Source organism: Acidicapsa acidisoli (genome assembly GCF_025685625.1).
In the GTDB taxonomy this organism is placed as follows: Bacteria; Acidobacteriota; Terriglobia; order Terriglobales; family Acidobacteriaceae; genus Acidicapsa; species Acidicapsa acidisoli.
Genome location: NZ_JAGSYI010000002.1, coordinates 919,531 through 939,462, shown reverse-complemented (window position 1 = coordinate 939,462; position 19,932 = coordinate 919,531). Strand labels below are relative to the sequence as shown.

Sequence of the window (19,932 nt, the reverse complement as noted above, 5' to 3'; positions counted from 1 at the left end):
CTCATAGTTTGTCCATGTGCCTGAAACCGTCCGTTTCCACGAGCATCACGGTGAAGAGCATGCAGTTGTAGGCCGAATGCACGAGCGTACTTGCCGCCAAAGACCGCGTTCCCAGCCGCACCGCGCAGAGAATCAGGCTCACCGAATAGAGCAGCAGCAAAGGGCCCCACGAGTCGCCCACCTGAGCCGAATGCATCAGGGCAAAGGGCGCGCTTACTATCAGTGCGCCAAAGATCATTGCTCCCACGCTCCAAACCGGGTTGCCCTCGGAGTCGGGCCGCCGTGGTCGCCTGCCGGTCATCCGCTCGCTGCACCAATCCCACGCCGTGGCCACCGCCGGAAGCAGAAAGCCGCGAAAGATCATCTCCTCAAAAAAAGGAGCGATGGTCACGCCAAAGCAAGCCAACATCCACGCATCGCGCGAGGAGCCGAACAGTTTGTCGATTGGCGCATGCTGCGGAAACGGCAGCAGCCAGTTGCCCACCATGGCCAGCACGTTGCACAGAAAAGCCGTCGCCACGAGCCGATAACGCAGGTGGGACGCAGTCGCCGCGTGCCAATGAAGACCGTCAAAATACCCTCTGGCCCATACAGTGCGAAAGAAGGGAACTGCCCCCGTAAGCGCAATGAGGTAAACCAGCAACTGCGTTCCCAGGGCAACCGGAGTGCTCTTGGAAGCCTCTTCAAAGCTGCGCAGTCCGAGCCAGTGATAATGAAGCGCAAGGCCCACAAGCCCCGTTGTAATCAGCAGTCCCAGCAGCATAAGCACCAGGAACAGACAGGCATCGGCGAAGTTCGGAGTGCGGGCAACCAGCGGCTCAGGCACAAGGTAGGGAAAGCCATTGGTGAACACCGGCGGGCCTTCAAACTGCACTGCAGACCGTGATCCCTCGACCGGCATAAGCTCCGCTTCGAGGCTCGGTTCCCGGCGCAAGTCTCCATCCACGGTCTCAGAGGCGATCTCGATCCCCATTTCTTCGGCAGGCGCCGGAACCGGATTAAGTCTGCCGGCGACCTCGCCTTCGCCGATTACGCCATCGTTCATTCAGGGCCCGCCTTTTTCTGCCGCGTCCTTGCGCCGGCAGCCTTCTTTGCAACAGCCTTTCCAGCCTTTTTGGATGCTGCCCCGTTTGGTTTCGTTTCCGTAATCTCGGTGGGAGCATCCACGTCGGGCGAGGAAACCTCCGGCAAAGCATCCGCTGGAGCGCCGTGTCCTGCATAGTACCGCGCCAGAAACTCACCCGTAAACGAGCCCGCCACTGCAGCTACCTGCGCCGGTCGTCCCTCGGCGATCACGCGGCCACCATCCTCGCCACCCTCCGGACCCATATCGATCAGCCAGTCCGCATTGCGAATCACATCGAGGTTATGCTCGATGATCACCACCGAATTGCCCAGATCCGCCAGCCGGTGCAGCACCTCAAGCAGCTTGCGTACATCGTCAAAGTGCAGCCCGGTCGTCGGTTCATCCAGCAGATACAGCGTCCGCCCCGTCTGTCGCTTCGAAAGCTCACGCGCCAGCTTCATCCGCTGCGCTTCGCCGCCCGACAGAGTCGTAGCGCTCTGGCCAAGATGAATATAGCCAAGCCCCACATCAACGAGCGTCTGCAATTTCTGCCGCAGCAGCGGAACGTCCTTCAGGACTTCAAGCGCATCTTCGATCGTCAGGTCCAGAACGCCCGCAATCGAGTAGCCCTTGAACTTGACCGCCAGCGTCTCCTGGTTATAGCGCAGACCATTGCACACTTCACACTGAACATACACATCCGGCAGAAAGTTCATCTCAATGCGCCGCTGCCCGTCGCCCTGACACGCCTCGCAGCGTCCACCGGCAACATTAAAGCTGAACCGCCCCGGCTTGTATCCTCGCTCCCGCGACTCAGGAAGCATCGCAAAGAGATCGCGCAGCGGCGAGAATAGCTGCGTATACGTCGCCGGATTGGACCGCGGAGTCCGCCCAATCGGCGACTGGTCGATGCGAATCACCTTATCGATCTGGTCCGCGCCGCTCAGCGTGTCGTGATTCCCCGGTTCTTCGCGCGAGCCGTAGACCGTCTGCGCCAGCGAGCGATACAGAATGTCGTTGACCAGCGTGCTCTTTCCGCTGCCGCTCACGCCCGTCACCACCGTCATCACGCCGAGCGGAAAGCGCACCGTAACGTCCTGAAGATTGTGCTCGCGAGCACCCTCAATCGACAGCCACTTGCCGGTCAGCGCCCGTGGCCGCTCCCGGTGCAGAATACTCACCTCGCCGGAAAGATACCGCCCCGTCAGCGACTCCGGCGCAGCCATGATTTCCGCCGGCGTTCCCTCCGCCACAACAGCTCCGCCAAGCCGTCCCGCGCCCGGCCCAAGATCCAGCACATAATCTGCCGCGCGGATCGTATCCTCATCGTGCTCGACGACCAACACCGTGTTGCCCAGATCGCGCAGTCTCGTCAGCGCTTCAATCAATCGCATGTTGTCGCGCTGATGCAGGCCAATCGAAGGCTCATCGAGCACATATAACACCCCACGCAAACGCGAACCAATCTGCGTCGCGAGCCGTATGCGCTGGCCTTCGCCACCGGATAGCGTCGCGGCATTCCGGTCCAGCGAAAGATAGCTCAACCCAACCCCGGCCAGAAACTCCAGCCGCTCGACCACCTCTTTGCGAATCCGCTCCGCCACCAGCGCTTCGCGCGCCGTAAAGCCCAATTCCCGCGCCGCACTCAGCGCCCGATTCAGTGAAAGCGCCGTGAAATCACTGATCGACAGCCCGCCGACCTTGACCGCCAGCGACTCAGGCCGCAGCCGTTTGCCGCGGCACGACGGGCAAGTCGAAGCCGACATGAAGTTCATCATGTACTCGCGATAGCCGTCGCTCTTGGCGTCCTCCATCCCATCGCGCAAAAACGACAAAATACCGTGAAATCCCGTTCGCGGAGCCTCGGTCCGCGGAGGCCCATAAACCAGAATGTGCTGGTGCTTGTTTGGCAACTGCTCAAATGGCAACTTGAGATCGATCTCGTACCGCGTCGCCGCAACGTGAATCAGCTTGATCAGATATTGCGAAGCCGATCCCGGCCCAAGTCCGCCATCCAGCAGCGGCTTCGACCAGTCCGTAATCACCTTTGCCGGATCAAAATCATAGAGCGACCCCAGCCCGTGACACTCAGGGCAGGCTCCAAAAGCCGAGTTAAAGCTGAAACTGCGCGGCTCCAGCTTTGGCACGTCCAAACCGCAGTCCGGGCAGGCCATCGATGAAGAAAAAAGTTGCTCTTCCTTATCCGAACTGGCCGTTGTCGACCCGGCAATCAGCACCAGCCCGTTGGCCATCTGCAGCGCCTTGGCCACCGAGCCTTCCAGCCGCTTTTCGACGCCCGGCTTGAGCACAACCCGGTCAATCACAGCCTCAATTGTGTGATTCTTACGCCGGTCCAGCACAATTGTTTCGGCTAAATCGCGTAATTCGCCGTCAATGCGCGCACGAAATCCCTGCTGCTCCAGTTGATCCAGCAGCTCGCGAAACTCGCCCTTGCGCCCCCGCACCACGGGAGCCATGATGATCACCCGCTGTCCATCGCCCAACTGCAAAATGCGCTGGACAATCTGCTCCGCCGTCTGACGGGTGATTGGTTTACCGCAATTCGGGCAGTGCGGAGTGCCTACCGACGCATAGAGCAACCGCAAATAGTCGTAAATCTCGGTAATCGTACCGACCGTCGATCGAGGACTGCGGCTCGTTGTCTTCTGCTCGATCGAAATCGCCGGGCTAAGTCCTTCAATCGAATCCACATCCGGCCGCTCGATCTGATCCAGAAACTGCCGCGCATAAGCCGACAGTGTCTCCACATAGCGCCGCTGCCCCTCGGCATAAATCGTGTCAAAGGCCAGCGAACTCTTGCCCGAACCCGACAGCCCGGTCACCACCGTCAATGTGTTCCGGGGAATGCGAACGTTGATGTCCCGCAGATTGTGCTGCCGCGCCCCACGGACCGAAATGTGTGTAATTGTCATATTTTGAGCAGGAAAAAGGAGGTGGGCAAGAGAGACTTTGCAATGAGATAAGGCTCAACGGCCAATCGCAACCGTATTGTCACAATGGGCGGAACCCTCTACAGGTATTCTAGTTGTCAACAGCAAGAGGGTCAACGCGGCAGGATTCTCTGAGAGAATCCATATTTAGGGAAGAAGAATCAGATTCTCCCTCATTGCAATTCTGCAACGCCTTGGCCGAATTCCCCGTTGTGACGGAGCTATATGCAGGACTTCTTTAATCTGGTGATGTTGGTTTGCGCGTCCCTCGCTTCAATGGGCCTCGGAGTCTTCGTCGCCTACGCGATCTTCAAAGGCTGCTTCGCCATGATGCGCTGGCACTCCGACCAGAATGCTCCAGCACCAGTGAAGGCCAGCACAGAAGTCGCCCGCGTCTCGTAGTAGGTTCGCTTAATTCCTAATGTAGATTTTCTCGAAGAATTGCGGTCAACCTCGACAGGTTTCCTCTAAAAGATTCCATCAAGGCTTGCAGCATCTCCGCAGGTCTGACATCTTCCCAGGCAACGTAATAGCCGTTCGCCTGAGCCAAATGGCTGATGAATTCTCGCTGCGTTCTTCCGTTGCCCTCGCGAAAAGGATGGAGAGCGTTGATTTCCCCGAAGTAGTACGCAGCTCGCGAACTAAACTCGTCGCGGGAGAGCCCTGTCAGGCATTTCTCGGCGGCGAGTCGTTCTAAGATCGACTTCGCGGCACTCGCGATGTGAGCATGGTGGGCGAACATATTGTCATTCTTGCTGATATCGACAGTGCGCAATTCTCCAGCCCAGTCATAGAGATCGCCGAAGAGATAACGATGAATCGCCTGCAGATGCTTGAGATCGAATTGCCCCGGCAGTGGGCTCTGCGCCAATTCACGCGAGCGGGCCGCGACCAGATCAGCCTCGGTCATTTCAAGGATAGCTGCGTCAACAATCCCGAACCGATTCTTCAGTACGCCTGAGGCTGGATCGAGGTAAGTGTCATCGCCTGAGTATCGGGACATGCTCGAACCTTGCGTAGATATTGGCGATAACATCATCTGCGCGGATTTCACCCCGCGCGGCCCGTCGCATGTCTTCAACAGTCGACTCAGAAACCGTCAAACCCTCAAGCGATTGCTGCGCGATGGCATGGTCGACCGCCCGTAGATTGCGTTCCAAATCCTCGCCGTTGAGTTGTGATAGAGGTTTATCGACTGCCATGTTCATAGAATAGGGCTCCGTGCCGCGCGAAACAACGCTTCTTTGAACTTACGCGGCAGATTCGTCCAACTTCGGCGCAAACCGTGCCCCAGCAAAGAGCAACACCCCCGACAAAATCAACGTAACCAGCGTAAGCCCCAGCCCGATCCGCAGATTCGCCAGCCCCGAAATATGCCCGATAATCTGTGGCGAAAACGTGTCCCCCAGCATGTGAATCAGAAACAGATTCAGCGCAATCGCGCTAGAACGCACTCCGGAAGAAACCGAATTGCAAATCGCCGCATTCAGTGGGCCGGTATTCAGAAACAGGAAAAACTCAGCCGCAAACAGCGCCGGAATCGACCACGCAGGCGGCCCGAAGAAAACCAGCGCAGCCAGCGGTAGCGTCAGAATCACACTCCAAGCGGAGAGCAGGTAAAGCGCGCGATGGTCGCGCCGCAGCCAAATCTGCGCCAGCCATCCGCCAATCGCCGTCCCAGCCAGCCCATCCACAACAGTGATCGCACCCAGAATCGTCCCAGCCTTGGCGACACCCATCCCCGAGAACCGATGCAGAAACGTCGGCATCCACGTCGAGATTCCGCCCATGGTAAATACCATCATCGCCATCCCCAGCGTCGCGCACAGAAATCCGGGATTGCGAAAGAGCGCAAGGAAATTCCGAAGCATCTCTCGCGTCGTTGGCCGCGCAAGTGGCTCGTCGCTGGCCTCGCTCCCGCCACGCGCCGGCTCCGTCGCAAACAGGGCATAAAGTGCGGCTATTAGCAGCCCCGGAATTGCACCGACGAAGAACGGCGTCCGCCAGCCATACCGCGCGCCAAGCTGCCCGCCGATCAGGTATCCGAGCGCCGCACCGACAGGAATCGCAAGGTAAAAGATCGACAGAATCCGGTTTCGATCCCGGGCGGGAAAAAAATCCGAAAGCACCGCAGGCGCGAAAATTCCAAAAGTCGCCTCTCCAACCCCCACCAGCGCATGGCGAAAGTACAGCGACCAGTAGTCATGCACGAAGTAGGTAAACAGCGTCGCCAGGCTCCAGAGCACGGCTCCCGCGACAATCAGCGGCTTGCGGCGAAACCGGTCTCCCAGCCAGCCGGTGCAGGGGGCAGTGAGCATATAGGTGATGAACAGCGCCGTCGTCAGCGCCCCCATCTGCTCATCCGTCGCATGAAAATCCGCCTGGATCAGAGGCTGCGCCCCAGGCAATATATAGCGATCGATGTAATTGAGAAGATTCAGCGCCGTGAGCAGCACCAGCGCCACCAGCGCGCCGCGGGCCATCCGAGTCCGCCGAGGGCGGATCAACTGCGACTCGCTCAGCACGCTCACTCCGGTACTTTCCCGTTCAAAAAGTCCAGAATCTCTTGCATGACCCGCCCAGCCAGATCGGTCTGGAAGAGAAATTGCGCGTGCGCCGAACCATCCAGGACTATCAGCCTCTTCGGCTCCGGAGCCGTCTCAAACTGCCTCCGGATTCCTGGCAGCCGCAGACCATCATCGTTCGCGTCATCCCGGGCCACAATAAACAGCGAAGCAGATTTGAGCTTTTCAGCAGGGCCATTCGGCGCCCCACCCAGCATCACAATCCGCTCAATCTCGCCCGGTCGCGAAGCGATCGACGCATCGCCTGCCGCCGAACCGCCGAAACTCCCACCCACTACAGACACGCTCTTCGCGCCCGCAGCGCGGAGATACCGCACAGCCGCCAGCACATCGAACTGGAACGGCGCATGAAAGAAATCCTTGTCTCCCGGCCCGTGAGACATGCCATAGCCCCGGAAATCGATCGCGAGCACCCGAAATCCAGCCGCAGTCAATCGCTCAGCCTGGGGCTTCCAACTCTCCTTGTTGAACCGGCCACCGTGCGCCAGCACCACGCCCCGGTCCCCGCTCCCATACATATCGGCGAAGATCACGCCCCCGTCCTCAGTCGGAAACGAGACGGTCTGCTGAGCGAGGGCAAAACCGGGCCAGAACAATAGTGCGGCAATGGCGAGCAGCTGTTGCACATCGCCACTCTATCACTCATTTTGGGAAAAAACATTCGCGGAGGCGCAGCCGCCTTCTCAGGATTGTGGACGTGGCCATCGCGCTTCAACAGTCGTCGAAATTCCCCCGCGAGGCCGAAAATCTCCCTTAATCACCGCCCAGACCGGGTCGCACGCCTTCACGAGGTCTTCGAGCACCTGGTTCACCACGTTTTCCTGGAAGATTCCGAGATTGCGATAGCAAAATAGGTATTCTTTCAGCGATTTCAATTCCGCGCAGCGTTCCCGCGGCATATACCGCAAGGTCAATACGCCGAAATCCGGCAGGCCCGTCTTGGGGCAGACCGAAGTAAACTCCGGGTCGTCAATTTGAATCTCATAACCGGGAAACTGATTTGGCCACGTTTCAATGGCCGGAAAAGGGAAGTCGAGCCCTGCCTTTGCGTGCTCGTCGGTGTAACGCTGTTCAAGTGCCATACCTCCATTTTACTTCCATATGAGACGCCGGACACCCATCCGCTCATCGCTCGACAGGTCGGGATCTGGCCCTGATTCCCGGTCTGTAGGTACTTTTCGAGGTCTGGCGGAGCTTCGTCCACCCGTATTCCGCATGGTCCCTAACATCTCGTGAGTCAAAATCCCAAGAACTGAGTCCTATATACTGGCTTTCGGCTGACCTTTCACTGGCGCACCAGCAACCCTCGCAATAACAGACACTTCAGGATTCGTCGTTCGCATGGCAGAGGCAAACAGGCAGACAAGTCGGCTTTGGTTGTGGATCGCGGCAGGAGTGCTGCTGGTAGTTGTATTTTTCGTTGCTCGCGCCATGACCCGCGACCGCATGCCGGTGCACGTCGCGACGGCTGTTCGGTCGGAGCTTTTCAGCACCGTTCCCACCAACGGTCTCGTCGAACCCATCCAGAACTACGAATTCCATAGCCCTCTCGCGACTTCGGTTCGTGAGGTCTATGTCCAGCAGGGAGATCACGTCAAGGCGGGTCAACTGCTCATGCAATTGGACGACGTCGCCGCCCGGGCCCGCGTCGCCACCGCCGAAAGCGCCCTTCGCAGCGCCGAAGCTACATATGAAGCGACGAAACAGGGAGGGACACTCGAAGAGCGGCAATCGCTTGGCGCGAATGTCTCGCGTGCCCAAATCGATTTGGCCGCGTCGCAGCGCGAACTGGCCGCGCTTCAGAAACTGCAGGCGACGGGCGCCGCATCGGCGAGCGAAGTGGCCGCGGCGCAGGAACGCGTATCGATCGCCCAGGATGGTCTTGCCGCGCTCCAGGCCCGTCAGCAGACCCGCTATTCGCCCGCCGAGATGGAGCGCTCCCGCTCGGCGGTTGCCGATGCTCAGGCCAATCTGACTGCCGCGCGCGACGTTCTGGAACGCACCTCCTACCGGGCCCCCATCGACGGCACCGTCTATTCCATTCCCGTCGGACGCTCTGACTTTGTCGAGGACGGCAAGCTGCTCCTACAGATGACCGATCTCAAGAAGCTCCGTGTTCGTGCCTACTTCGATGAACCGGAAATCGGAAACCTCGCCGTCGGCCAGAAGATCACCATCGTCTGGGATGCCCGTCAGGGCAAGGAGTGGCACGGTCACATCTCCCTCGTTCCCTCTACCATCGTGACCTTCAATACCCGCAACGTCGGCGAAGTCCTGGTAACGATCGACGACGCGGACGCCAATCCCGGCCTCCTGCCCGATACCCACGTCACAGTCACCGTCACAACATCCAGCGAGCCGAATATCCTCACCGTTCCCCGTGAATCGCTGCACGTCGAAAACGGCAAGTATTACGTATACCGTGTTGTGAGTGACAGCCTTGTGCGGACACCGGTGACGACCGGCACGATCAACCTCACCCAGGTAGCCATCACCGCCGGTCTGAAGGATGGCGATGTTGTTGCCACCAGCAGCTTGAATGGCCTGCCTCTCGAAGAGGGAGTTCCAGTGAAGGTTGTCCGGTGAGTGCTGTAACCCAGGCAGCAACGCGTTCTCGTACCGGCCGGGACACCGGCCATCGGTCGAAGCTTCCGGCTTTCCTGCTGCTGGCCGCTCTATTCGCAGGTCCAGCAGCGCGCGCGTCGAATGCATCTGATGCGCCTCTGGCCACAGCCATCGCTGATTTGCAATCCGGCAAAGCCGACGAGGCAGCTACCTTGCTCCGCGAGGCTCTCAGCGCAGACGCCCGCAGCGCGGAAGCGAGCAATCTGCTCTGTCGTGTCGAATACACGCTGCAGCAGTTTGACCAGGCCGCCAGCCATTGCGAAAAGGCCGTGCAGATCAGCCCCCAAAATGCCCGCTATCATCTCTGGTTCGGACGAGCCCTTGGCGAGCGTGCCAGCCGCGCTTCCTTCCTGAGCGCATTCTCCCTGGCGAAAAAGACGCGGGAAGAGTTTGAAATCGCCGTCAGGCTCGATCCGCACGATCAGGATGCGCTGACCGATCTGGGCGAGTTCTACGAAGAGGCGCCTGGAGCCGTCGGCGGCGGAATGGACAAGGCTGAAGGCGTGGCCAAACAGATGGAAGCTCTGGACCCGGCACGCGGTCACCAGATGCGCGGCGGACTCGCCGAAAAGAACAAGGATCTCGATGCCGCCGAGCAGGAGTTCAAGACCGCAATCTCCCACGCCAACCATCCAGCATTCCAATGGATGGCCCTGGCCAGCTTCTACCGCCGCCACGAGCGTTGGCCCGAAATGGAAGCAGCAGTGAAGAGCGGCGAGGCTGCCGCGGCCCATGACCATCACGCCGCCGTAGCCCTTTACAACGGCGCAACGATCCTCGCCCGGGCCAATCGCGAGCCGGAACTCGCCGTCAAACTCTTCGAGAGCTACATCGCCTCGCCAGACAAGACCGAAGAAGCTCCCGCCGTCGACGCCCTCGTTCGCCTCGCCAAACTCCGCAAGCAGATGGGCGACGCATCCGGCGCGGAACGCGAACGGGAAGCGGCGCTGTCTCTCGCCCACGAATACAAACCGGCGCAGGACCTCAAGCTTTGAACGAATCATTGCAAGTGAAAGCCAGTTACAATTCGCGCCGCTCCCAACTCCCGCTCAACCGGACCAGCGGTCTGTTGTTTGCAATTGCGCTCGCGATGGCGCCAGTCGTTGCACCGGCTCAGATTTCGCTCGGGACCATAGTTAATCTTGCCCAGCGCAACAGCAGCGCGGTCAAATTGGCGGACGCGGACGTCCGCAAGGCCGAAGCGGCACTCTCCGAGACTCAGGATGCATACGTCCCAAATCTTGTGATCGGCTCCAGCATCGGGCCTCCGTCCATTGGTTTTCCAACCGGGCAGCCGTCGATTGCCAATGCGTCCATGCAAGCGCTGGCCTACAGTGTCCCTCAGGGGCAGTACATTAAAGCGGCCCGTGCCGGTATTCAGGCCGCAACGCTCAGGCTCAGCGACGAAAAAGAGCAAGTCGCTCTTGATGCCTCGACGGCCTACATCGAACTGGACACAGTTGCGAGAGAGCTGGAAGCCTCTCGCCAGCAGCAAGCTCTTGCGGACCGCCTGATCGACATCGAACAGCAGCGTACCGACGCAGGCGTTGATCCCCTCAGTCAACTTTTGGATGTCAAGTTGATCGTAGCCCAGCTCAAGCTCAAACTCATCCACCTGCAGGCGAGAGCTGACAATCTGACAAGCCAGCTCGTATCGCTTACTGGTCTGCCCAAAACTTCCATCACGCCGGATCATGCCAGCATTCCCGAAATTCCCGCAATCCACGCGGATACGGTCGCTGTTGTTACCTCGGGCATCCAATCTGCACAGGCTGAAGCCCAGTCCAAGCTGTTTGTAGCTCGCGGTGAAAAGTCAGCCGCAAGAATCTGGCCTCAGATTGGATTCGGGGCTTCTTATAACCGGGATGCAACCTCGCTGAACAATTACAACCTCTACTACACCAGCCGTACCGGTGTAAAACCCAAGGCTGACAACTTCAGTGCCGGCTTCCAGATCCAGATTCCCATCTATGATCTGATTCGCAAGGCCAAAGCCAGAGAATCCGCAGCCGACGCCCTCCGCGCCACCGCCGAAGCCGAACAGGCTCAGCGCCAGAACGACGTCCAAATCGCCAACCTCTCCGGAAGCCTGCGCGAACTTGACACGCTAGCCGAAATCGCGAGTCTAAAACAGCAGATTGCAGCCGAGCAGGTCAAAACCGTTCAAACCGAGCTGCAAAACGGCAACGGAAGCGCCGCCGGACCAAACGCGGCGCCGCAGCTTTCTCCCAAAGCCGAGCAACAAGCCCGCATCGACGAGAGCCAAAGAACCATCGAATCTCTCGACGCTGGATTCGACCTGGCCAAGGCCCGCCTGAGCCTTCTCCGGGCCCTCGGACACATGGAAGACTGGCTGCACGAGTTGCAGCTCCCGGAGCCGGCGGCCGTCACCAAATGAGGTCTGGCGGGTGAAAAAACCGCCAAAATGTTAGAATCAAGAGGATGTCCATGCCAACGAAAAGCACGCCACTGAAAACGATCTTCCTCAATCCGCCTTCCTTCGAGAACTTCGACGGTGGCGCCAGCTCGCGCTGGCCTGCTACCCGCGAGATCGAGTCCTACTGGTATCCGGTTTGGCTCGCCTATCCCGCCGGTCTCCTGGAAGGGTCGCGTCTGCTCGATGCGCCGCCGCACCACGTCAGCGCCACCGAGACCATCGAGATCTGCAAGGGTTACGAATTCCTCGTGCTCTTCACCTCGACGGTAGGCTGGGAAGGCGATCAGCGCCTCGCGGAAGCCATCAAGGCGGCCAATCCCTCGATCCGGATTGCCTTCGTCGGCCCGCCTGTCACGACTTCGCCCGACAAGGCCCTCAACGAGTGCCACGCCCTCGACTTCATCTGCCGCCGCGAGTTTGACTACTCCGTCGTCGAGTACGCTCAGGGCAAGCCGCTCAATGAAATCCTCGGCATCAGCTACCTCGAAAACGGCAAAGTCGTGCACAATCCCGACCGCCCCCAGATCGAAGACCTAGACGCGATGCCCTGGGCCACCAAGATATACAAGCGCGACATGGACGTCACTCGCTACAATGTGCCGTTCCTGCTGCACCCCTACATCTCGCTCTACTCCACGCGCGGTTGCCCGGCCCAGTGCACCTTCTGCCTCTGGCCGCAGACCCTCAGCGGTCACGCCTGGCGCAAGCGTTCCACCGATGACGTCGCAGCCGAGCTCAAGTGGGCCAAAGAAAACTTCCCCGAGGTCAAGGAGTTCTTCTTCGACGACGACACCTTCAACATCCAGAAGGCCCGCACCGTCGAGCTTTGCGAAAAGCTCAAGCCCCTCAATCTGACCTGGTCCTGCACCTCGCGCGTCACTACAGATCGCGAAACCCTGAAGGCCATGAAGGATGCGGGCTGCCGCCTGCTCATCGTTGGCTTCGAGTCTGGCGACCCGCAGATTCTCAAGAACATCAAGAAGGGCGCCACCGTCGAGCGTGCCCGCGCCTTCGCCAAGGACTGCAACGACCTCGGCCTCGTCGTTCACGGCGACTTTATTCTCGGCCTTCCCGGCGAGACGAAAGAGTCTATCCAGAACACGATCAACTTCGCCAAGTCCCTCGACGTAGAAACCATCCAGGTTTCCATCGCCCACGCCTATCCCGGCACCGAGTTCTTCGACTACGCCGAAAAGAACGGCTTCATCACCAACCAGGACGCGATGAGCGATGCTGGCGGCCACCAGATGGCGCATATCGAATACCCCGGCCTGCCCAAGGAATATGTTCTGGAGATGGTGCACAAGTTCTACGACGCCTACTATTTCCGGCCCAAAGCTGCATTCCGCGTCATCTGGAAGGCCATCGTCAACCGCGACGTTCCCCGTCTCTATGTCGAAGCCAAAGCCTTCCTCAAGCTGCGCGCACAGCGCAACAAGATGGTCAAGGACGCCAAGAAGCTCCAGGGCAAATCTCCGGACCCACTGAGCGCCGGAGCGTAGCTTCAAACTCTGTTTGCAAACGGCGGCAGGACCCAACCGGGCTGCCGCCATCACTTTTGGAACCGAGTCCGGGCGCTCTGAGTCTAAGTAAAGGGTTAAGTTGACCAGGTCGGATTTTCGCGACGGGTTGGAATTTTCCTGATTGTAAGCACCGTTGACAGCTCAGTCCTTACGAGCTTTTGGCTGAAAACCAAAAAGCTGGGAGCCATACGCTATCTCTTCGAGTACACATTCCAGGCTGAAAGCGAGCCAGTACCTGATTCTGGCCCTGGTAGCCATCTGCGCCCCTCTCGGCGATACCTGTCTTTCACGCGGCATGAGAGATCTGCCCGCCATCAGCCTCGCCCACCCCGGCGAACTCATCGCTTCTCTGATCGGCGCCGTCTTCACCCCCTGGATCGCTGCCGGAATTGCCCTGCTCATCGGCTTTTTCGCCAGCTATCTCACGGCGCTCTCGTGGGCTGACCTCACCTTTGTTCTGCCTGCCACGGCCTTCGGCAATGTCATCGTTGCCTTGCTTTCGCGCTTCTGGCTCCACGAACCGATCTCGACCGCCCGCTGGGCTGGGATTCTGCTCATTACCGTCGGCGTAGGCTTCGTGGCGCAAGGTCCTTCGCGCACGGAAATTCCTGCCGAAGTCAATTCCTCACCGGAGGTGGCCGCGAAATGATCCTCGCCCTTTTCGCTCCTGCTCCCCTTCCCGGACCATTGACCGCCTCCGCCATGATCGCCGCCGTCGTCTTGTGCTCGACCACCGGAGAAGTCCTGACCGCGGCCGCGATGAAATCCATCGGCGACCTCGACGACATCCGCGCTCACTCCGGACTCAAAGGCGCAATCCGAGCCGTCGTGACCTGCCCGCTTTTCTTCGCAGGCGTCGGATTTCTGGCACTGGCATTCTTCTCGTTGCTCTTCGCCCTCAACCACTTGAATCTCAGCCTCGTCGCGCCGGCCTCAGCCTCCCTCACCCTCGTCACCAACGCCGTCGCAGGCAAGATCTTTCTCAAGGAAAACGTCGACCGACGCCGCTGGACTGCGGCCGTTCTGGTCTGCATCGGCGTCTACCTGCTCGCCCATTAAACGAATTCCGTCTTCAAATTCAATCCCGCGCAAAAATCGATTCACTCCAGTTACACTCGCAACATGGCCCTCCGCCTATTTGTTGCCACCACCAACGCGGGTAAATTAGCCGACTTCCGCGAAGCAGCCGAAGAGTACCAAATTGCGATCGACCCAGTCCCCGGCCTTCGGACCATCCCCGCCCCGCATGAGCACGGCGAGACATTCGAGCAAAACGCGATCACCAAGGCGGTCTACTACAGCGGCTTCGCACCCAGCGAACTGGTCATCGCCGACGACTCCGGCCTCGAAGTCGACGCCCTCGACGGCGCACCCGGAGTCCGCTCCGCGCGCTTCGCCGCCGACAGCGGCCTCACCGACTCCCCAGACGCCAACGACAACACCGACGTTTGGAACAACATCGTTCTCCTGCAAAAGCTCGATGGCGTACCCATGACCCGCCGCACGGCCCGCTATCGCTGCGTCCTCGCCGCCGCCCGCGACGGGGAAGTGATTCTTACATCCGAAGGCACCGTCGAAGGCCTGATTCTCGAAGCTCCACACGGCACAGGCGGCTTCGGCTACGACCCGCTTTTTTACCTTCCAGATCTCGACCAGACCATGGCAGACCTCGACATCAACGTCAAATTCGCCATCAGCCATCGTGGCCTGGCATTTGCGGACCTCCTGCCGCGGCTTACATTTTGAATATCCGACCGTAAATCCAGCGGAAATACGCTATCCGCTTCTCTTGATACACACGTGCAATCTAGAAACAATAAGGCATTCCGTACGCTCGTAGGCGAGCTTGTATCTCGCAAACCCCGGAGCGAAAGCTCCGGGGTTTGCTTTTGGGGCCTCTTAGATTGAAACAACTAGCTCTTATGATTGACAGCGGATTTCTCCGCGCCGAAGGTTTATCGGCTTTTGTGGCCTTTTTCGCAATGCGGCAAACCCCAGCCCCGCTTCCTTGACGGTGCCAAGACCCGCCACCAATAATGCACATTAGATTCGACATTTCAGAGCACCCGCGCCGAGTCGCTATATCCGCTATCAGGAGTTCTAAATTCATGGCAACCGCCGCCCGTCCTGCCGCCAGCGAATCAACTCATAAACTGGCGCCCGGCGTAGAGCCTCTCCGCGCCGGCAAGGGCCATTCCTTCCTGCTGCGCAAGCTGCACTCGCTCTCCGGCATCGTGCCCATCGGCGCATTCCTCATCGAACACATCCTTTCCAACTTCGAGGCGCTCAAAGGCCCCGCAGCTTACGCCGCGCAGGTCAAGTTCCTCAACAGCCTGCCTCTCGTCCGCGTCCTTGAGTGGGGCCTCATCTTCATCCCGCTCGCCTATCACGCCCTCTACGGCGTCTACATCGCCCTGCGCGGCAAGAGCAACGTTATTTACTACCCCTGGGCCGGCAACTGGATGTACGTCACCCAGCGCTGGACCGGCTACATCGCCTTCGTCTACATCATCCAGCACGTATTGCGTCAGCGATTCATGGGCGTCAACCTGCCCGAACATCCCGGCGCAGCCTTCTATAAAGTCCAGCAGGAGCTAGCAAACCCCTGGATGCTCGCCGTCTACGCCATCGCCATGATCGCCGTTTGCTGGCACTTCTCCTACGGCATCTGGCTCTTTGCCGCCAAGTGGGGCATCACTCCCGGCAACAAAGCCCGCAAGCGCTTCGGCTACGTCTGCGCCGCTGTTGGAATCCTGCTCTGCGGCCTCGGCCTCGCCAGCCTCTACGCCTTCGTTGGACCCGATTACAAAAACGCCCCGGAGGATGCAACTCCGGCAACAAGCTCACTCGTAACTTCCGCTTCGTATTCGCAAGTTTAGAGAGGAGAAACGTATGTCGCCCTCAACCGCACGCATCAGTTGGCAGGAATATCAGAAGCTCGTACCGGCGGCCTACGCCGCTCTCACCTCGCTCAGTCAGGCCGTCGCCGCCTCTGGCCTCGAACACGACCTCGTCGAGATGCTTAAATTGCGCGCCTCGCAGATCAACGGCTGCGCCTTCTGCACCCAGTACCACCTCAACGCAGCCCGCAAACTCGGCGTCCCCCGGGAAAAGCTCGACCTGCTCATAGTCTGGCGCGAAGCCGGCATCTTCTCGGCTCGCGAACAGGCAGCCCTGCGCTGGACGGAAAAGCTCACCTTTATTGCCGGTGACCACGTCACCGACGAAGACTACTCAGGCGTTTCGGCCCAGTTTTCTCCAAGCGAATTAGCATCGCTCACAACCGCCGTCGCCCTCATCAATACATGGAACCGCATCGCCGGGCCGCTGCAATTCACCCCGCCGATTCCAAAGCCGGAACGCGAACCGGCTCACGTATGAGCCGAACTGGTTGTGGGTTGTAAATAGGAAGGGTACGGGCTTCAGCCCGTACAGATAGGCCAGGCAAGTGGGCGGGCTTTAGCCCCTGAGGGTCGAACAAGAACAGGGAAGGAATCACTCCAATCATGGCAGCACCTAAAATCATCGTCGTTGGCGGAGGGCTCGCCGGACTCGCAGCCGTCATCAAGATCGCCGAAGCAGGCGGCACCGTGGATCTGTTTTCCATCGTCCCGGTCAAGCGTTCGCACTCGGTCTGCGCCCAGGGCGGCATCAACGCCGCCAAGAATCTGAAAGGCGAAGGCGACACCACCTGGAAGCACTTCGACGACACCATCTACGGCGGCGACTTCCTCGCCAACCAGACGCCCGTCAAGGCCATGTGCGAAGCCGCCCCCGGCATCATCGATCTCCTAGACCGCATGGGCGTCCCTTTTAATCGCACCGCCGAAGGCCTGCTTGATTTCCGCCGCTTCGGCGGCACACTCTTCCATCGCACCGCCTTCGCGGGAGCCACCACCGGCCAGCAGCTTCTCTACGCGCTCGACGAGCAGGTCCGCCGTTACGAATCTGAAGGCAAAGTCAAGAAGTACGAAGGCTGGGAGTTCCTATCCGCCGTCCTCGATACAAACGGCGTAGCTCGCGGCATCTGTGCCATGGACCTCCGCTCAATGGCGCTGCGCACCTTCGCCGCCGACGCCATCATCATCGCGACCGGAGGCAACGGAGCCATCTTCGGCAAGAGCACCAACTCCGTCGTCTGCACCGGCTCCGCCCAATCCGCCCTCTACCAGCAGGGCGCGTACTACGCCAACGGCGAATTCATCCAGGTCCACCCCACCTGCATCCCTGGCGAAGACAAGCTCCGCCTCATGTCCGAGTCCGCGCGCGGCGAAGGCGGCCGCGTCTGGGTCCCCAAGACAGCGGGCGACAATCGCCCAGGCAAGTCCATCCCCGAGTCCGACCGCTGGTACTTCCTCGAAGAGTGGTATCCGAAATACGGCAACCTCGTCCCTCGCGACGTCGCCACCCGCGCCATTCACAAGGTCGTCTACGAGCACCAGCTCGGCATCGACGGCCAGCCGATGGTCTATCTTGACCTCACCCACATCGACAAGGAAACCCTGAACCGCAAGCTCGAAGGCATCCTCGAAATCTACGAGAAATTCGTCGGCGACGACCCCCGCGAAGTTCCAATGAAGATCTTTCCCGGCATGCACTACACTATGGGCGGCCTCTGGGTCGATTTCAACCAGATGACCAACATCCCCGGCATCTTCGCAGCGGGCGAGGCCGAGTACCAGTACCACGGCGCCAACCGCCTCGGCGCCAATTCACTCGTAAGCTGCATCTTCGGCGGATTCCAGGCCGGTCCCAACGCCATTGCTTACGCCAAGAGCCTGACAGCCGCGCCGGGCGACGGCGGCGCGGCCCACGAACTCGCCCGTCAGGAGAGCATCAACAAGCAACTGATGACCTCCAGCGGCACGGAAAACCCATTCAAGATCTGGCGTGAACTCGGCGAAACCATGACCGCCAACTGCACCGTCATCCGCTACAACAAAAACATCCAGAAGACCGACGAAAAAATCGTCGAACTCCTCGAACGCTATCGCAACATCAATCTCAGCGACAAGAGCCAGTGGGCCAACACCAGCTTCGCCTTCACCCGCCAGCTCTACAACATGCTGCAGATCTCGCGAGTAGTCGCGCAGGGCGCAGCCCTCCGCGATGAGTCCCGCGGCGCGCACTACAAGCCCGACTTCCCGGACCGTAACGACGAAAAGTTCCTCAAGACCACCAAGGCTACCTTCGCGCCAGACGCCGACGAGCCGCGCTTCGAATTCGAAGCCGTAGACACGCAGTACATCGCCCCGCGCCCCCGCAAATACTAGCAGTCCGATCAACGGGCCGGGACTTTGAAGGGTACGGGCGTTAGCCCGTACATCAGGATCAAAGAGCAATGGGGCTTTAGCCCCTGAGGTTAAATCCAACGTGGCAAAGACCATCCAAATCGAAATCAAGCGCCAGAGCAGCCCCGACGTCGAGGCCGCGTGGGAAAAATTCGAACTGCCCTGGAAGCCGGGCATGAACGTAATCTCCGCCATGATGGAGATCGCGGCCAATCCGGTCAATGCATCCGGTCAGCCCACCACGCCGATCACCTACGACTCCAACTGCCTCGAAGAGATCTGCGGCTCCTGCGCCATGGTCATCAACGGCAAAGCCCGCATGGCCTGCACCGCTCTGATCGACAAACTGGAGCAGCCCATCCGCCTCCAGCCGCTGACCAAGTTCCCCGTCGTGCGCGACCTCGCCGTCGACCGCAGCGTCCTCTTCGAAAACCTCAAGGCCGTCCAAGCCTGGGTTCCCGTCGATGGCACCTACGACCTCGGTTCCGGCCCCAGAATCTTCCCGCAGGCACAGGAAGCCGCCTACCCGCTCTCGAACTGCATCTCTTGCACGATCTGCATGGAAGTCTGCCCCCAGTTCAACGATGTGACCGGTTTCGTCGGCGCAGCCACTATCGCCCAGGTCAAGCTCTTCAATAGCCACCCATCTGGCAAAGTCCTGAAAGAAGAGCGCCTGCGCGCCCTCGCGGGCGACGGCGGCGTCCAGGAGTGCGGCTTCGCGCAGAACTGCGTCCAGGCCTGCCCCAAGCAACTCCCATTGACCGAAGCCATCAGCGACGTCTCCCGCGACGTCATCGTCCAGCAAGTCAAAGATTTCGTACGCGCCTAAGACATGAAAGGGGCTCGGGTCGATCGTGCAATTCTGTCAAGCACCCCGACCGGCTTGTCATCCTGAGCGTAGCGAAGGATCTGCTTTTGCCTTTGCTCTTGCCGGGTGCCCCAGGTTTCGCTTCTGAAACCTGGGGCTAATTCGCGCAAAGCGCGAATGCCTCAATCCCGGCCCCTAATTGACCACCAACCCCTGCCCCGGACTATCCAGCGAAAACGTCGGTATCTCAATATCAAACCGCTCGCCGCTTTCGCTCTCCATCTGGTAACTTCCGCCCATCATCCCCCACGGCGTATTGAGTGGCGCGCCACTCGTGTATTGATAGCTTTCGCCTGGATCGAGAACCGGTTGCTCCCCAACCACTCCCGCCCCTTTGACCTCATTCAATTCGCCGCGAGCATTCGTGATCATCCAGTGCCGGCTCAGCAATTGCACCGTTTCCCGTCCCTGATTCTCGATCGTCACGCGATAAGCCCAGAAATACTGCGAACTCCGAGGCGAGGACTTCGCCTCAAGGTAAGTGGGCTCAACGCTTACCGCAATTCCCCGTGTGATTGCCATGTACGGTGTCCGATCTGCCATAAAGAGATTAGAGCAGACTGGAGGGCTGATGCCCCAATCTGCA

20 protein-coding genes are annotated in these 19,932 nt (G+C 59.6%); 12 read left to right on the top strand and 8 right to left on the bottom strand.

What is annotated here, in order from left to right:
- Nucleotide 1 precedes the first annotated feature (1 nt).
- Together OHL23_RS13885 and uvrA are read right to left on the bottom strand one after the other, a co-directional pair.
- Complete coding sequence (locus tag OHL23_RS13885; protein WP_263352504.1) at nt 2-1,045, bottom strand: CPBP family intramembrane glutamic endopeptidase; 1,044 nt, start codon at nt 1,043-1,045, stop codon at nt 2-4.
- Entirely contained in the window at nt 1,042-3,999 is a 2,958-nt protein-coding gene (uvrA, locus tag OHL23_RS13880; protein WP_263352503.1) for an excinuclease ABC subunit UvrA, read from the bottom strand. Before uvrA ends, OHL23_RS13885 begins: the two co-directional genes overlap by 4 nt.
- Before the next feature lie 243 nt (nt 4,000-4,242).
- Between uvrA and OHL23_RS13875 the strand changes: the two genes are divergently transcribed.
- Nucleotides 4,243-4,419, top strand: coding sequence for a hypothetical protein (locus OHL23_RS13875; protein ID WP_263352502.1), 177 nt, complete (start codon nt 4,243-4,245; stop codon nt 4,417-4,419).
- Between the two features lie 16 nt (nt 4,420-4,435).
- Here the strand turns inward: OHL23_RS13875 and OHL23_RS13870 are convergent, their stop codons facing one another.
- The 5 genes from OHL23_RS13870 to queF are packed head-to-tail and all read right to left on the bottom strand — an operon-like array spanning nt 4,436 to nt 7,684.
- Nucleotides 4,436-5,020, bottom strand: a complete 585-nt coding sequence (locus OHL23_RS13870) for a Fic/DOC family protein (protein WP_263352501.1) — start codon at nt 5,018-5,020, stop codon at nt 4,436-4,438.
- Entirely contained in the window at nt 4,998-5,225 is a 228-nt protein-coding gene (locus OHL23_RS13865; protein ID WP_263352500.1) for an antitoxin VbhA family protein, read from the bottom strand. Before OHL23_RS13865 ends, OHL23_RS13870 begins: the two co-directional genes overlap by 23 nt.
- A gap of 42 nt (nt 5,226-5,267) precedes the next feature.
- Complete coding sequence (locus tag OHL23_RS13860) at nt 5,268-6,548, bottom strand: spinster family MFS transporter (protein WP_263352499.1); 1,281 nt, start codon at nt 6,546-6,548, stop codon at nt 5,268-5,270.
- A complete protein-coding gene (locus tag OHL23_RS13855; RefSeq protein WP_263352498.1) occupies nt 6,545-7,228 on the bottom strand; it encodes an alpha/beta hydrolase in 684 nt (227 codons plus the stop codon). Before OHL23_RS13855 ends, OHL23_RS13860 begins: the two co-directional genes overlap by 4 nt.
- 57 nt (nt 7,229-7,285) lie before the next feature.
- Entirely contained in the window at nt 7,286-7,684 is a 399-nt protein-coding gene (queF, locus tag OHL23_RS13850) for a preQ(1) synthase (protein ID WP_263352497.1), read from the bottom strand.
- Between the two features lie 259 nt (nt 7,685-7,943).
- On the opposite strand from queF, the gene OHL23_RS13845 reads away from it, so the two are divergent.
- The 11 genes from OHL23_RS13845 (at nt 7,944) to sdhB (ending at nt 19,307) form a co-directional block, all read left to right on the top strand.
- Entirely contained in the window at nt 7,944-9,188 is a 1,245-nt protein-coding gene (locus OHL23_RS13845; protein ID WP_263352496.1) for an efflux RND transporter periplasmic adaptor subunit, read from the top strand.
- Nucleotides 9,185-10,222 (top strand): tetratricopeptide repeat protein, encoded by a 1,038-nt coding sequence (locus OHL23_RS13840; protein WP_263352495.1) that lies wholly within the window; start codon nt 9,185-9,187, stop codon nt 10,220-10,222. Before OHL23_RS13845 ends, OHL23_RS13840 begins: the two co-directional genes overlap by 4 nt.
- Nucleotides 10,219-11,625: a TolC family protein gene (locus OHL23_RS13835; RefSeq protein WP_263352494.1), complete on the top strand. Its 1,407-nt coding sequence runs from the start codon at nt 10,219-10,221 to the stop codon at nt 11,623-11,625. The genes OHL23_RS13840 and OHL23_RS13835 overlap by 4 nt, the downstream gene beginning before the upstream one ends.
- 50 nt (nt 11,626-11,675) lie before the next feature.
- Nucleotides 11,676-13,166, top strand: coding sequence for a hopanoid biosynthesis associated radical SAM protein HpnJ (gene hpnJ / locus OHL23_RS13830; RefSeq protein WP_263352493.1), 1,491 nt, complete (start codon nt 11,676-11,678; stop codon nt 13,164-13,166).
- A 316-nt stretch (nt 13,167-13,482) separates the two neighbouring features.
- On the top strand, nt 13,483-13,836 hold the full coding sequence (locus OHL23_RS13825) for an EamA family transporter (RefSeq protein ID WP_317891686.1): 354 nt from the start codon (nt 13,483-13,485) through the stop codon (nt 13,834-13,836).
- Complete coding sequence (locus tag OHL23_RS13820; RefSeq protein ID WP_263352492.1) at nt 13,833-14,246, top strand: EamA family transporter; 414 nt, start codon at nt 13,833-13,835, stop codon at nt 14,244-14,246. Before OHL23_RS13825 ends, OHL23_RS13820 begins: the two co-directional genes overlap by 4 nt.
- A gap of 63 nt (nt 14,247-14,309) precedes the next feature.
- On the top strand, nt 14,310-14,933 hold the full coding sequence (locus OHL23_RS13815; protein WP_263352491.1) for a non-canonical purine NTP pyrophosphatase: 624 nt from the start codon (nt 14,310-14,312) through the stop codon (nt 14,931-14,933).
- A 362-nt stretch (nt 14,934-15,295) separates the two neighbouring features.
- Nucleotides 15,296-16,066 carry a succinate dehydrogenase cytochrome b558 subunit gene (locus OHL23_RS13810; protein ID WP_263352490.1) on the top strand — a complete coding sequence of 257 codons (771 nt, stop codon included), beginning with the start codon at nt 15,296-15,298 and terminating at the stop codon, nt 16,064-16,066.
- A gap of 13 nt (nt 16,067-16,079) precedes the next feature.
- The gene (locus OHL23_RS13805; RefSeq protein ID WP_263352489.1) at nt 16,080-16,568 is read left to right on the top strand and encodes a carboxymuconolactone decarboxylase family protein; all 489 of its coding nucleotides are present in this window, start codon (nt 16,080-16,082) and stop codon (nt 16,566-16,568) included.
- 122 nt (nt 16,569-16,690) lie between these two features.
- The gene (sdhA, locus tag OHL23_RS13800; RefSeq protein WP_263353242.1) at nt 16,691-18,460 is read left to right on the top strand and encodes a succinate dehydrogenase flavoprotein subunit; all 1,770 of its coding nucleotides are present in this window, start codon (nt 16,691-16,693) and stop codon (nt 18,458-18,460) included.
- A 100-nt stretch (nt 18,461-18,560) separates the two neighbouring features.
- Entirely contained in the window at nt 18,561-19,307 is a 747-nt protein-coding gene (sdhB, locus tag OHL23_RS13795; protein WP_263352486.1) for a succinate dehydrogenase iron-sulfur subunit, read from the top strand.
- 174 nt (nt 19,308-19,481) lie between these two features.
- Here sdhB and apaG read toward each other — a convergent pair whose 3' ends face one another.
- Entirely contained in the window at nt 19,482-19,868 is a 387-nt protein-coding gene (gene apaG / locus OHL23_RS13790; RefSeq protein ID WP_263352484.1) for a Co2+/Mg2+ efflux protein ApaG, read from the bottom strand.
- Between the last annotated feature and the right edge of the window lie 64 nt (nt 19,869-19,932).